The organism is Paenibacillus sp. JNUCC-31, assembly GCF_014844075.1.
Classification (GTDB): domain Bacteria; phylum Bacillota; class Bacilli; order Paenibacillales; family Paenibacillaceae; genus Paenibacillus.
Window position 1 is genome coordinate 3,477,968 of the sequence record NZ_CP062165.1, and the last position, 13,276, is coordinate 3,491,243.

Below are 13,276 nucleotides of genomic sequence, written 5' to 3' on the forward strand. Positions count from 1 at the left end.
AATGACAAAGCAGGAAAAAGGGTTATGGACAGCTGTAATTGTCTTGACGCTTGGTGTGTTGGTCATGGGTACGGTGATGGTTGTGTATGGTTTGCGGACTGGGCGTGATGAAGCGGATTCCACTCAGGATGCCAACCAGGAAGAAGAGAGTACTGTAGCCACGATCAATGGAGAAGTCATTACGGACAAGGAATGGACCGAGGCATTAAAAAAACGTTATGGAAGCGAGCTGCTGCTCCAGATGCTCAACCGCAAAGCCGTTTATGCGGAAGCGGTCGACCGTAATCTGACAGTGTCTCCCAAAGAAATTGCGAAGGAACTTGCCGCAGCTATGGACGGGTATGACTCGGATAAGGCTTATTTTGACGAAATGCAATCTCAGCTTGGTTTATCCAGGCAGGATCTTGAATTAGAGGCGGGGTACAGACTGCTACTTGAGAAAATTGCAACAATCGGCATTCAGATCAAGGATGCAGATATTGAACATTACTGGAACGAACACCATGAAGACTATGTGTCCCCGGAGAAGTATGATCTGTCCATCATTGTGCTGAAGGAAGAAGAGCAAGCGGAATCGGTTCTGGATGCGCTGGACAAGGGAGCTGACTTTGAAGAAACTGCACGGAATGAATCGACAGACAGTTATTCTCGTGACTCGGGAGGCCGCCTGGGCTGGATTGAGCAGAATGATCCGTTCCAGCCCAAAGAAATCCTGAAACTTGCAGCGCAATTGGAAATTGGTGATATTGCAGGACCGGTTCAGGTTGAAGAAGGTTACGCTATCATCAAATTGAACGACAAGCAAGAGCGTCAAGTGCAGTCAGCAGAAGAGGCACGTGAAGAGATTCGAATGCAGCTGGCACTGAGTCAGGCTGATCCGTTGTCCCAAGTCGAGGAAAGGCTGCGCAACAAGTACGAAGCTGTCATCATCGCCGAAATTCCGGCTTCCTGATATTCACTCCATTCAATATCCTGCTGCATCGTGATAAAAATACTCTGTCTACGGCCTTAGGGCCTAGGGCAGAGTATTTTTTTGAGAACTCATATTGACAATAGAGTATAACGTTGATAAGATAAAAACAATCAAATACCTACTCGTTTACTCGGAATAAAACCATGAAATTGAACAAAGAAATCTTCGGAAACCCAGTCTCTGCCCGGTCTATTGCAGACGGAATGAACTCAGACGGATTTCCGCAGTTCTTTTATAACATCTAGAGGCTGCTCGGCCACACATGTATATGGCAACAGGACTTAAGTAGTATTCATCCCACTAAGGAGGGCATTCATATGGCTAAAGTAGTTAATAACGTAACAGAACTTATCGGAGGTACTCCGCTTGTTCGTCTGAACCGTATCGTACCTGAAGGCAGTGCCGAAGTATTCGTGAAACTGGAATACCAGAATCCAGGTTCAAGCGTCAAAGACCGTATCGCGATTAGCATCGTGGAAGAAGCGGAAAAAGAAGGCAAGCTGAAACCGGGTGATACCATCATCGAAGCAACAAGTGGTAACACAGGAATTGGACTGGCTATGGTGGCTGCAGCCAAAGGCTATAAGTCTGTTATTGTTATGCCGGAAACGATGAGCATGGAGCGTCGTAACCTTCTTCGCGCCTACGGAGCTGAGCTTGTGCTTACACCGGGAGCCGAAGGTATGAATGGGGCAGTAAAAAAAGCTGAGGAATTGCTTAAAGAAAATCCATCTTATTTCATGGCTGAGCAATTTAAAAATAAAGCCAACGTGAAGATCCACCGGGAAACGACTGGCCCTGAGATTGTTGAAGCCATTCAATCTGTAGGCGGTACGTTGGATGCTTTCGTTGCAGGAATCGGTACCGGCGGAACGATTACAGGTACAGGTGAAGTGTTGAAGGAATCATTCCCTGGGATTAAAATCGTTGCCGTTGAACCAGCAGCTTCCCCAATCTTGGCAGGTGGCAAACCAGGCCCCCACAAAATTCAGGGAATCGGTGCTAACTTTATTCCTGAGATTCTTGATCAGGAAATCTATGACGAGATCATTCACATCGAGAATGATGATGCGTTTGAGACGGCTCGTCAGGTAGCGAAGGAAGAAGGTATTCTATCCGGTATTTCTTCCGGTGCAGCTATCCGTGCAGGTCTGCAAGTGGCGAAACAGCTGGGCGCAGGCAAACGCGTTGTGGTTATCGTACCAAGTAACGGCGAACGTTACCTCAGCACGCCTCTTTACAATTTCGAAGCTTAAGGTTAACCAGTGATGAAACAAATCCTCCTTGCCCGGATGTCGGGTGTGGAGGATTTTTTGCTGAATGCTTTTAAAAGCAGCGGCGCTTTAGTATACTATCAGACAATAGAACTAGCGACAGATGGAGGGCGGCAAACCGCAATGACACACCTGATGACAACATACGCCGACTGGACAGAGTGGGCCGGACAAGGATGGACCATGATGCCTTATATGATTAAGTCGGATGAAGGGCCGTATCATGGCGGTTTACCGTTAACGTGGGAAGCAGCTTGGCAAGAGGCTTCGCCTTATGCCATGGTGCTGGAGAATGGAAAGGGCGGAAGATATACATTTCTGGGGTTGCACCCGGTATCCGTTATTTCCGGCAAAGGCAACGAGGCTGTTATTCATGATCTTATTAACAGCGATATCCAAACAGACAGCGGAAAACCGCTGGAGGTTTTACAAAGGTGGGCTGCGCCATACCGTGCACCCAAGGTGAGCGGGGCTCCGGACTTTGGTGGCGGATGTGGAGGTTATCTCAGCTACGACGTAGCCAGATCCCTGGAAAAGCTGCCAACCTTGGCTGAAGACAACCCTGCTCTTCCGGATTATTGGTGGATGCGTTTTGAAGAAATATGGGCGTATGACCATGAACAGCAGGCGCTGTTCTGCACGGTTCATCTGGCTGTGCAGCCGGATCAGGATGAAGCTCAGCTTCGCAGGCTATACGCAGAAGCAGAAGAGAGAGCAGCAGCCATGCAGCACCGCTGGCTGCATATTCTGGGATTTGCACAAGCGGAAGAACAACAGCAGGCATTGGAGCATCGGCATAGTCAGGTTCATCTCACTTCGCAGACGGCAGATTCGGATCGGGAGACGGAAGGATGGCATACTTCTTTTCCTCAAGAGGACTTTGAGCAGGCGGTACGCACGGTGCAGGAATATATCCGGCAGGGTGATGTGTTTCAAGTGAACCTGTCGCTGCGACAGGAGAAACGTCTGAAGTCCAGTGCAGAGCATATCTATGAATGGCTTCGCCTCGTGAATCCATCTCCCTACATGGGAATGCTGCGCAGTCCGGATTTCCAACTGGTGAGCGGTTCACCTGAGTTGCTCGTCAAAGTGGATAATCGCAAGGTGAGCGCTCGTCCTATTGCTGGTACACGGAGAAGAGGGCGGGATGAAGCTGAGGATGAATTGATGGCCGCTGAGTTGCTGAATAGCGAGAAGGAACGGGCAGAGCATATTATGCTGGTCGATCTGGAGCGCAATGATATCGGACGAATTGCAGCCTATGGATCGGTCCATGTGCCTGAGCTGATGACGATCGAAAAATATTCGCATGTTATGCATCTGGTTTCTCAAGTCGAGGGAACGCTGGCAGACGGACTCTCTGTATTCGATGTGATCGCAGCGACGTTCCCTGGTGGAACGATTACGGGTGCACCCAAAGTACGCACAATGGAAATTATTGAAGAGCTGGAGCCTGTGCGCCGGGGACCGTATACAGGTTCGATCGGGTGGATCGATTACAGTGGGAACATGGAGCTGAACATTGTTATTCGTACACTTTCCATTAAAGATGGCATGGGATATGTGCAGGCAGGAGCAGGCATTGTTATTGATTCCGATCCATACCGGGAATACAAGGAGTGCCGCAACAAGGCAAGAGCCATGATGAGAGCTGTGAATTACAGTGAGGAAGCTGAAGCCGTTAGATTAAAATAATCAAGCAACCGTCCCAGGTGTGGACGGAAGAACAGGAGGAACAAGGATATGATACTGGTTATCGACAATTATGATTCCTTCACGTACAACCTGGTTCAATATTTGGGTGAACTGGGAGAGACGGTGGAAGTTCGCCGTAATGATGAGATTGATCTGGCAGGCATCGAGGCATTGGCACCTGATCATATTTTGATCTCGCCGGGCCCATGTACTCCGAATGAGGCAGGCATCAGTTTGGCTGTCATTGATCACTTCAAAGGAAGCATTCCGATCTTCGGCGTTTGTTTGGGACATCAGGCGATTGGACAAGCATTCGGAGGCAACGTCATTCGAGCGGAACGCATGATGCATGGCAAAACATCGGAGATGCACCATAACGGAACATCCGTATTTACCGGATTGCCATCTCCCTTCACAGCAACGCGATATCACTCTTTGATCGTAGAGCGCAGTAGTCTGCCAGATTGTCTGGAAATTACGGCTGAGACGGCAGAAGGCGAGATTATGGGTCTGCGCCACAAGGATTACGCCATTGAAGGCGTTCAGTTCCACCCCGAATCCATTATTACGGATCACGGTCATCAAATGCTGCGCAACTTCCTGTCTCAGCACGTAAAGGTATAACGATGAAATACGCCGCGATAAACGGAGCATTGGTCAATATGGCGGCAGCCGTGGTTCCGGTAACGGATCACGGCTTTTTGTACGGACTCGGATTGTTTGAGACGTTTCGGACGTACCATGGAGTTCCTTTTCTGCTGGAACGTCACTTGGAACGGATGGCTTCAGGGTGTCGTGAGTTGGGCATTCCTTTTACAACAACAGCAGCGGAGGTAACGGACTGGATCAAAAACCTGTTGCTTGCTAATGGACTCCAGGATGCCTATGTGCGCTATACGGTATCTGCGGGCGAAGCACCGCTCGGGCTCCCTTCAGGGGATTATGGGAAACCCAATCATATCGTATTGGCAAAAGCACTACCTGAACCCTCCCCATCGCTATACGAAAATGGAAAAATGCTGCAACATCTCTCGACGCCCCGTAACACGCCTGAAGGAGAGGTGCGGTTCAAATCGCTGCATTACATGAATAGCATTCTGGCGAAACGGGAGCTGAACGGATACGGGCAGCCTGTGCAGAGTGCGGAAGGGCTGCAATTAACCCGAGATGGCTATATAGCTGAGGGGATTGTCAGCAATGTGTTCTGGGTGAGAAGGGGCGTACTCTACACGCCAGCACTTGCGACTGGCATTTTGCCGGGGATCACGAGAGCCGTTGTACTGGAGCTTGCAGTACAGCAAGGAATGCCTTGCCAGGAAGGTTTGTTCCCTTGGGAGGAACTGTTACAGGCAGAAGAGATCTTTTTGACAGGCTCTGTTGCTGAACTCGTTCCAGTTACTATATTACGGGATCTGGATGGAACGGAAACGGTAATCAGCAGCGGGCATATAGGCCCGGTTACAGAAGCGCTTTTGGGTATGTACCGGCAGAAAGCGGGGTATACTTCATGACACTTACACCAGTCATCTTTGAACGGAATTATGCGTGTGGCCCGGCAGAGTTAAAACTTGGCACACGTACGCTTATAATGGGCATTCTGAATGTCACACCGGACTCCTTCTCGGATGGGGGACGTTATACCCGTGTGGAGCGAGCGGTGGCTCACGCCATTCAGATGATGGAAGACGGCGCGGATCTCATTGATATTGGAGGGGAATCTACACGTCCGGGTGCAGATATCGTTGACGCTGATGAGGAGCTCAGCCGGATCATTCCGGTCATTGAGGCACTGCAGCAGCAGGCTCCACATATTCCGATTTCGGTGGACACCTATAAGGCGGATGTTGCTCGGCAGGCTATTCAGGCTGGTGCACACATCATCAATGATGTGTGGGGTGCCAAGGCTGATCCCGAGATGGCACGCACTGCCGCAGGACTGGGATGCCCTTTGATCCTGATGCACAACCGGCATGAACGAGATTATACCAACTATTTGGTTGATGTAGTCAGTGATCTTCAGGAAAGTGTACAGATCGCGCTGGAGGCTGGCGTACATCCTGATCAGATTATTCTGGACCCGGGCATTGGCTTTGTAAAAGATCTGAACGAAAATCTGGCGCTCATGTCATCGCTAGGATTGCTCAATGAGATGGGATATCCTGTTCTGCTCGCTACCTCGCGTAAAAGATTCATCCAGAACACCTTGCAGGTACAATCGGATGATGCGCTGGAAGGTACAGCCGCTACGGTTGCTTTTGGCATAGCCCAAGGATGCCAGATGGTCCGGGTTCATGATGTGAAGCCGATACGACGTACGGTGGACATGTGTGATGCCATGCTATATGCATCTCCAGGCTTGCGGAGGGCATAATGCTGGCGGGTCTGGTGACCCGTCCAGTTGAAGCGCAGCGTTGCAATAGGAACGAACATCGAACCATGAATTCATTATATATAGAGGGCAGGCGGAACTTATGGATAGAATGGTAATGCATCGAATGGAATATTACGGATATCACGGCGTATTTGCCGAGGAACGGAAGCTGGGGGCGCGTTATTATATTGATCTGGAGATCGATATGGATCTGGGCGAGGCTGGGCGTACTGATGATCTCACCAAAACCATCAATTATGCGGAAATCCATGAGTTGGTAAAACAGATCGTCGAAAATAAATCATTCCAGTTAATTGAAGCTTTGGGCGAACATATTGCATCTTCGTTACTAGACACTTATACTGTTATCAATGCATTGACAGTCAAAGTGACGAAGCCGCATCCGCCGTTTGATATTCATTTTGGGGGCGTAACTGTTGAGCTTCGCCGCACAAGAAAGTGAGAACCGATCATGATTGCACATTCGACCTCTGAATCTTCAGAGGCTTATATTGCTTTAGGGGCTAATTTGGGTGACCGGGAACAGACGCTGCTTGAGGCATTAACGTTGCTGGATGCACATCCTCATATATCCGTCCTGCGCTGTTCTGCGCTGTATGAGACGGAGCCAGTAGGTTATGTGGACCAGCCAGCGTTTCTGAATATGGCAACGGCGGTAGAGACCACACTATTGCCGGAGCAGCTGCTCACGGAACTGCTGGATATTGAAACACGGCTTGGGCGGGTTCGTGATATCCGTTGGGGCCCGCGTACAGTCGATTTGGATCTGCTTTGGATGGATGGAGAGACGAGTGATACCGAACGGCTGCAATTGCCGCATCCACGGATGGGTGAACGGGCGTTTGTATTGGTGCCGCTGGCTGACATCGTAACCGAAGATGAGCATTCAGGTTTGTATACCTTTGTGCATTCATCATTGTCTGTACTGGATGGAAAGGATGGAATACAGCTTTGGAAAACGTGCAATTGGCCAATCGAATCCGGGCTTTCCGGAAGCTGAAAGGTTTAACACAACAGGAACTTGCTGCGGAGACAGGCATATCGCTGGCCACTCTGGGTATGATCGAACGGGGCAACCGCAAGGTATCCGAACGGGAGTTGAATCTTATTGCCGGGGTACTATTGATCAGTACTGAGGAATTACAGGGTAACTAGCCGCTTTTTTACGAACCAGAAAACATCGTCATTATCCGTTTATTTATACAGCAAATTAACCACAGCCAGAATTTATGCAAGAGTCTGCGGATTGAAAAGGGAGTGGAACGACTACCATGCTTAAAATTGGTGACATTGAAATGAAAAACCAGGTCGTACTTGCGCCGATGGCTGGCGTGTGTAATCCGGCTTTTCGTCTGATCGCAAAAGAATTCGGAACAGGTCTCGTATGTGCGGAGATGGTGAGTGGCAAAGCCATCGTGCATGGCAACAAGCGTACACGTGAGATGTTGTTTGTAGATGAGCGTGAGAAACCGCTGAGCTTGCAAATTTGGGGGGGAGATCGTGAAGCCCTCGTGGAAGCAGCCAAAATTGTGGACAAAGAAACCAATGCAGACATTATCGACATCAACATGGGATGCCCTGTGCCAAAAGTGACAAGCTGTGATGCAGGTGCACGCTGGCTGCTTGATCCGAACAAAATTTATGAGATGGTATCCGCTGTAGTGGACGCGGTAGATAAGCCAGTTACAGTCAAGATGCGGATCGGCTGGGATAACGAGCATATCTACGTGGTTGAGAATGCACTTGCGGTTGAACGCGCTGGCGGACAGGCGGTCAGTGTACACGGCCGTACACGTGAGCAGCTCTACACAGGTACAGCGGACTGGTCACACATTAAAAATGTAAAAGAAGCTGTTTCCATCCCGGTGATCGGCAACGGAGATGTATCTTCACCGGAAGATGCCCGTCGCATGTTGGATGAAACGGGTTGCGACGGCGTTATGATCGGTCGTGCCGCCCTGGGTAATCCATGGATGCTGTATCGTACCATTCAATACCTGAGCACGGGTGAATTGCTTCCTGACCCGAATGGGGAAGAGAAGATCCGTGTGGCCATCCTGCATATGGATCGCCTGATCGCACTGAAGGGTGAGGCGGTTGCAGTACGAGAGATGCGTAAACATCTGGCTTGGTATCTGAAAGGCCTCAAAGGTTCTGCCCGTATCAAGGATGTTATTATGGAAGAAACGAAACGGGATGAGATGGTTCAAATCTTGAACAACTTTGTAAGTGGGCTGCATATTGAAAGCAATCTGGAGCAAGAATCGGCAGTAGTCGAAAATGTATCCTGAACCGGGGCTGTGAAACGTTTACAGCTATAGGGGCCTAACATTGACTTTTCGAGACCGTTACCCTATAATTTCACAGTATAAATTCGCCATGTGCGTCATAAGGCTAGTGCATCAGGAGGAACGTTCTGTTTCTCCGGAGAACTTCATATAGTTTTTGAAGATGTATGCGGGCGGAGCTCTGTAAACAGCACTGGTTCCGTTGCCGTGCAATCAAATTATTCCCATGACAGGAGAATCGGTTGAGATGAGCGATAAGGAAGTTATCCTTACACCAGAGGGACTTAAGAAGCTTGAAGAAGAACTGGAAATGCTAAAATCGGTGAAGCGCCGCGAAGTGGCTGAACGGATTAAAGTAGCCATCGGGTATGGAGATATTAGTGAAAACTCCGAATACGAAGACGCGAAGAACGAACAGGCTTTCATTGAAGGCCGCGTGATCACGTTGGAGAAGTTGCTCCGGAATGCACGGATTATCAACAGCGACGAGATCGATACCGAAGCCGTAAGCGTTGGTGCGACAGTTACAGTAGAAGATCTTGAGTTCGGCGACATCACTGAATATACGATCGTAGGTACTGCGGAGTCGAATCCGCTTCAGAACAAAATATCGAACGAAAGCCCTGTTGGCAAAGCCATTCTGGGTAAGAAAAAAGGTACGGTTGTTGATGTAAGCGTGCCTGCTGGCGTAATTCAATATAAAATTGTAGATATTAAAAAGTAATATAAGCAATGAAGCAGTCGGGCACTGAGACAAAAGCTTCCTTAGGGAAGCTTTTTTCAACATTTGAGGAAGAACACCTCTGAAGATGTCTGCAATGTAAATAAGGAGATGAATATAGATCATGACGGATGAAGTCTTGAATCAGGAAACCGAACTAAGTGAGCTTTTACAAATTCGCCGCGACAAATTGGACGAGCTCCGCAAATTGGGGATCGACCCTTTTGGCCAAAAATACGTACGTACGGAAGAAGCCGGCTCCATTCTGAAGAAGTATGATGAACTGACCAAGGAAGAGCTGGAAGAGAAGCACATCGAAGTCAGTATTGCCGGACGGATTATGGCGAAGCGGGGAATGGGTAAAGCGAGCTTTGCACATATTCAGGACCTGAGCGGCAGAATCCAGATCTATGTTCGTCAGGATACTGTGCCGGAAGACAAATACGCTGCATTCAGCCTGCTCGATCTGGGGGATATTGTGGGTGTCTCGGGTGTAATCTTCAAGACCAAGACAGGTGAAACTTCGGTTAAGGTTCAAAATCTCGAAGTACTGTCCAAGTCACTCTACCCGCTTCCGGATAAATATCATGGACTCGCGGATGTAGAGCTGCGCTACCGCCAGCGCTATGTTGACCTGATTATGAATCGTGAAGTGCAGCAGACCTTCATTACCCGTTCCAAGATCATTCAGTCGATGCGCCGGTACCTGGATTCCCTGGGCTATCTGGAAGTGGAAACTCCGACGCTGCACACCATTGCTGGTGGAGCTGCTGCTCGTCCATTCATTACGCATCACAATGCGCTGGATATGGAATTGTACATGCGGATCGCGATTGAGCTTCACCTGAAACGTCTGATTGTAGGCGGGTTGGAGAAAGTATATGAAATCGGGCGTGTATACCGTAACGAAGGGATGTCGACACGTCACAACCCTGAGTTCACGATGATTGAACTTTATGAGGCGTATGCTGATTATCAGGATATCATGCGTTTGACTGAGAATCTTGTTGCCCATATCGCACAGGAAGTGCTTGGCACGCAAGTTATCCAATATGCAGACTATCAAGTGGATCTTACGCCACAATGGCGCCGCGTTACGATGGTAGATGCTGTTAAGGAAGTTGTGGGTGTGGACTTCTCCGTGCATATGACGGATGAGGAAGCTCGCCGTTTGGCGAAAGAACATAAGGTTCCAGTTGAAAAACATATGACATTTGGACATATTCTGAATGCATTCTTCGAACATTTTGTAGAGGAAACGTTGATTCAACCAACCTTTATCATGGGGCATCCGGTTGAGATTTCTCCGCTGGCGAAGAAGAGTGATGTAGACCCACGCTTCACGGACCGCTTCGAGCTGTTTATTGTTGGACGTGAGCATGCCAATGCCTTTACGGAGCTGAATGATCCAATCGATCAGCGTCAGCGCTTTGAAGCACAATTGCTCGAGAAAGAACACGGAAACGACGAAGCGCACGAAATGGATGATGATTTCATCCGTGCACTCGAATATGGTATGCCACCAACAGGTGGACTGGGAATCGGTATCGATCGTCTGATCATGTTGTTGACCAATTCACCGTCGATCCGTGACGTACTGCTCTTCCCGCACATGCGTCCTCGTACACAGGATTAAATAAGGAACGTATAACACGTTCATAATAGAAGAGGAACCTGCCGTTCAGTATGATGCTGGTGGCATGTTCCTTTTTAGGTTTACACAGGCATCGAAGTGATTCGTCCGAGCTTGTGTTTCCAAAGTTTGGTGACAGACCTTGTTCGCCTATCTGCTTGTAATATGTTAAAAGAGGTGCCCTCCATGAAGTTTAGGCTTCACATTGCTAAATTCCTATCGCCTCCATTGATCCTGGTTGGTGGTTTTATGCTAATAATCACGATCGGTACGATTCTGCTCATGCTGCCTGTATCCAATCAAAGCGGAAGGCATTTGGCGTTTATTGATGCGCTGTTTACTTCGACTTCTGCTGCATGTGTGACCGGGTTAGTTGTTGTGGATGTAGGTACGACCTTTAACCTGTTTGGTCAGATCGTGATTATGGTGCTTATGCAGCTTGGTGGTCTTGGCTTCATGACGATTGCAACGCTGTTTGCATTGGTTCTGGGCAAGCGAATCTCGCTTAAGGACAGGCTGCTGCTCAAAGAAGCTATCAATGCTGACAGTATGGAAGGCATTGTACGCATTATACGCAAGGTGCTGATCTTTTCGTTTACCATCGAAGGAGTGGCTGCCATTATATTGGCAGTGCGCTGGGCAACGGAAATGCCTTTTGGACAGGCGGTATACTATGGCGCTTTTCACTCGGTTTCATTATTTAATAATGGTGGTTTTGATCTGTTTGGGAACAGTTTTCAATATTATACAGGGGACTGGCTGTTTAACGTCACAGCTTCCGTGCTGGTTATATCGGGTGGACTCGGATTTGTGGTGTTGAATGATTTGTTTGAGTTTCGCAAGCGACGTCGTTTATCATTACAGTCCAAACTGGTATTGTCTGTATCGGGTGCACTGATTGGTATCGGTGCAATTGTACTGTTTGTATTTGAATTCACAAATGGGCACACACTGGCTTCTCTTAGTTGGAGTGAAAAGATCTACGCCTCCTTCTTCCAATCTGTCTCCACACGTTCTTCGGGCACGAGCACCATTGATATTACCCAAATGAGGCAGGCTACCCAGTTCTTCTTTATTCTGTTGATGTTTATTGGGGCATCTCCAGGATCAACCGGGGGCGGGATCAAGACAACAACGTTCCTGATCATGATTGGGGCGGTGTATGCCATGATTCGTGGTAATAAAGATATTGTGTTTTTCCGTCAGCGTGTTCCCAAAGAGCTGTTGATGAGAGCGTTGACGATTATTATGGTCTCCCTGATCATATTCATGGTCGTGGTGATGCTTTTGTTAACGACAGAGGATGCCCCATTTATTGCACTTATGTTTGAGGCGGCCTCAGCGATCGGAACGGTAGGTTTGTCGGTGGGAGTAACGCATGAATTAACCGATTGGGGCAAAATCATTATCGTTTTTACCATGTTTATAGGACGGATTGGGCCATTAACCATTGCATACGCGCTCCGTCCACGCAAAGAAAAGAAATTGTATCGCCATCCGGAAGGTCGGATTATTATCGGATAAAAAGAAAAACCGTCAGGCATCTAGGACTAACCCTAATATGATATATAGGGTAGTTACAACGAATGCCTTGCGGTTTTTTGGGTTATAAAGAAGCATTTACTCGATTCCTGTTGTGTGATGGATAGATGGATAGAGCATAATCGCTGGACTGAATGCTATTCTGGATCCCGGCATAACGTTACAAGATGCATGGTAAGAATGTCATCCATGATCTTGGTGTTCATTTGGTCAGGGCGAAGAATCGCATGAATTCCCAAACCGTCGATCAAAGCGTACAGCCGTTCAATTTCCAGCTCCTTGTCGAGATCTGTACGGGAGAGATTGAGCTCCATAAGGTAGGTGATAACCGTAGCCATTGCGTGTCTGAGTTTATCATATACTTTGTCGGCATGCTCTTTGAGAGCGGGTTCGGTCTTGGATTTGGCTGTAAAAGCGTACCACACCTCCATTTCGGCCATTTTTTCATCCGTACTTGGCAAGAGTTCTAGCAACAGAAGCTTCATATTCTCCAATGGAGAAGCATCAAAGGACATCTGGGCAATTCGATTCGAGACCCGTTCCGATACCAGATTCATTGCATATAGGAGTAGTTCCGATTGGGTTGAAAAGTAATGGCGCATAGATCCGGCTGATATGCCAGCCTCTACCGCAATATTTCGAACAGAGGCTTGTTCCATGCCATCTCTTCGAATGACGCGCCAGGCCGCTTCAGCCACGAGCAGACGCTGCTTATCATGATCAACTATTTTAGGCATAAAAGGATTATATCATTGTTG

Annotated in this window: 14 protein-coding genes; 13 read left to right on the forward strand and 1 reads right to left on the reverse strand. The window is 48.4% G+C overall.

Annotation, left to right across the window (positions count from 1 at the left end):
• The first annotated feature begins 1 nt into the window (after position 1).
• The 13 genes from JNUCC31_RS14980 (at position 2) to JNUCC31_RS15040 (ending at position 12,500) form a co-directional block, all read left to right on the forward strand.
• Positions 2–952 (forward strand): peptidyl-prolyl cis-trans isomerase, encoded by a 951-nt coding sequence (locus JNUCC31_RS14980; RefSeq protein WP_192272268.1) that lies wholly within the window; start codon positions 2–4, stop codon positions 950–952.
• A 338-nt stretch (positions 953–1,290) separates the two neighbouring features.
• A complete protein-coding gene (cysK, locus tag JNUCC31_RS14985; RefSeq protein ID WP_062329357.1) occupies positions 1,291–2,229 on the forward strand; it encodes a cysteine synthase A in 939 nt (312 codons plus the stop codon).
• Positions 2,230–2,370: 141 nt separating this feature from the next.
• Complete coding sequence (locus tag JNUCC31_RS14990) at positions 2,371–3,942, forward strand: anthranilate synthase component I family protein (protein ID WP_192273029.1); 1,572 nt, start codon at positions 2,371–2,373, stop codon at positions 3,940–3,942.
• 48 nt (positions 3,943–3,990) lie between these two features.
• Entirely contained in the window at positions 3,991–4,566 is a 576-nt protein-coding gene (gene pabA, locus JNUCC31_RS14995) for an aminodeoxychorismate/anthranilate synthase component II (RefSeq protein ID WP_192272270.1), read from the forward strand.
• A 2-nt stretch (positions 4,567–4,568) separates the two neighbouring features.
• A complete protein-coding gene (locus JNUCC31_RS15000) occupies positions 4,569–5,453 on the forward strand; it encodes an aminotransferase class IV (RefSeq protein WP_192272272.1) in 885 nt (294 codons plus the stop codon).
• Entirely contained in the window at positions 5,450–6,313 is an 864-nt protein-coding gene (gene folP / locus JNUCC31_RS15005) for a dihydropteroate synthase (RefSeq protein ID WP_192272274.1), read from the forward strand. The genes JNUCC31_RS15000 and folP overlap by 4 nt, the downstream gene beginning before the upstream one ends.
• Before the next feature lie 100 nt (positions 6,314–6,413).
• Positions 6,414–6,776 carry a dihydroneopterin aldolase gene (folB, locus tag JNUCC31_RS15010; protein ID WP_192272275.1) on the forward strand — a complete coding sequence of 121 codons (363 nt, stop codon included), beginning with the start codon at positions 6,414–6,416 and terminating at the stop codon, positions 6,774–6,776.
• A 9-nt stretch (positions 6,777–6,785) separates the two neighbouring features.
• Positions 6,786–7,334 carry a 2-amino-4-hydroxy-6-hydroxymethyldihydropteridine diphosphokinase gene (gene folK, locus JNUCC31_RS15015; RefSeq protein WP_192272278.1) on the forward strand — a complete coding sequence of 183 codons (549 nt, stop codon included), beginning with the start codon at positions 6,786–6,788 and terminating at the stop codon, positions 7,332–7,334.
• Positions 7,286–7,489 (forward strand): helix-turn-helix domain-containing protein, encoded by a 204-nt coding sequence (locus JNUCC31_RS15020; protein ID WP_192272279.1) that lies wholly within the window; start codon positions 7,286–7,288, stop codon positions 7,487–7,489. The genes folK and JNUCC31_RS15020 overlap by 49 nt, the downstream gene beginning before the upstream one ends.
• 116 nt (positions 7,490–7,605) lie before the next feature.
• A complete protein-coding gene (dusB, locus tag JNUCC31_RS15025; protein WP_192272280.1) occupies positions 7,606–8,625 on the forward strand; it encodes a tRNA dihydrouridine synthase DusB in 1,020 nt (339 codons plus the stop codon).
• Between the two features lie 244 nt (positions 8,626–8,869).
• Positions 8,870–9,346, forward strand: a complete 477-nt coding sequence (greA, locus tag JNUCC31_RS15030) for a transcription elongation factor GreA (RefSeq protein ID WP_076292137.1) — start codon at positions 8,870–8,872, stop codon at positions 9,344–9,346.
• Between the two features lie 121 nt (positions 9,347–9,467).
• Complete coding sequence (gene lysS / locus JNUCC31_RS15035) at positions 9,468–10,979, forward strand: lysine--tRNA ligase (RefSeq protein WP_192272281.1); 1,512 nt, start codon at positions 9,468–9,470, stop codon at positions 10,977–10,979.
• Between the two features lie 183 nt (positions 10,980–11,162).
• A complete protein-coding gene (locus tag JNUCC31_RS15040; RefSeq protein WP_192272282.1) occupies positions 11,163–12,500 on the forward strand; it encodes a TrkH family potassium uptake protein in 1,338 nt (445 codons plus the stop codon).
• Positions 12,501–12,655: 155 nt separating this feature from the next.
• Here the strand turns inward: JNUCC31_RS15040 and JNUCC31_RS15045 are convergent, their stop codons facing one another.
• The gene (locus JNUCC31_RS15045; RefSeq protein WP_192272283.1) at positions 12,656–13,255 is read right to left on the reverse strand and encodes a TetR/AcrR family transcriptional regulator; all 600 of its coding nucleotides are present in this window, start codon (positions 13,253–13,255) and stop codon (positions 12,656–12,658) included.
• Positions 13,256–13,276: the final 21 nt, after the last annotated feature.

Excerpts from the sequence above, each read along its gene's own strand:
- JNUCC31_RS14980 (WP_192272268.1), top strand. The coding sequence starts at position 2 with ATGACAAAGCAGGAAAAAGGGTTATGGACAGCTGTAATTGTCTTGACG.
- cysK (WP_062329357.1), top strand. The coding sequence starts at position 1,291 with ATGGCTAAAGTAGTTAATAACGTAACAGAACTTATCGGAGGTACTCCG.
- JNUCC31_RS14990 (WP_192273029.1), top strand. The coding sequence starts at position 2,371 with ATGACACACCTGATGACAACATACGCCGACTGGACAGAGTGGGCCGGA.
- pabA (WP_192272270.1), top strand. The coding sequence starts at position 3,991 with ATGATACTGGTTATCGACAATTATGATTCCTTCACGTACAACCTGGTT.
- JNUCC31_RS15000 (WP_192272272.1), top strand. The coding sequence starts at position 4,569 with ATGAAATACGCCGCGATAAACGGAGCATTGGTCAATATGGCGGCAGCC.
- folP (WP_192272274.1), top strand. The coding sequence starts at position 5,450 with ATGACACTTACACCAGTCATCTTTGAACGGAATTATGCGTGTGGCCCG.
- folB (WP_192272275.1), top strand. The coding sequence starts at position 6,414 with ATGGATAGAATGGTAATGCATCGAATGGAATATTACGGATATCACGGC.
- folK (WP_192272278.1), top strand. The coding sequence starts at position 6,786 with ATGATTGCACATTCGACCTCTGAATCTTCAGAGGCTTATATTGCTTTA.
- dusB (WP_192272280.1), top strand. The coding sequence starts at position 7,606 with ATGCTTAAAATTGGTGACATTGAAATGAAAAACCAGGTCGTACTTGCG.
- greA (WP_076292137.1), top strand. The coding sequence starts at position 8,870 with ATGAGCGATAAGGAAGTTATCCTTACACCAGAGGGACTTAAGAAGCTT.
- lysS (WP_192272281.1), top strand. The coding sequence starts at position 9,468 with ATGACGGATGAAGTCTTGAATCAGGAAACCGAACTAAGTGAGCTTTTA.
- JNUCC31_RS15040 (WP_192272282.1), top strand. The coding sequence starts at position 11,163 with ATGAAGTTTAGGCTTCACATTGCTAAATTCCTATCGCCTCCATTGATC.
- JNUCC31_RS15045 (WP_192272283.1), bottom strand. The coding sequence starts at position 13,255 with ATGCCTAAAATAGTTGATCATGATAAGCAGCGTCTGCTCGTGGCTGAA.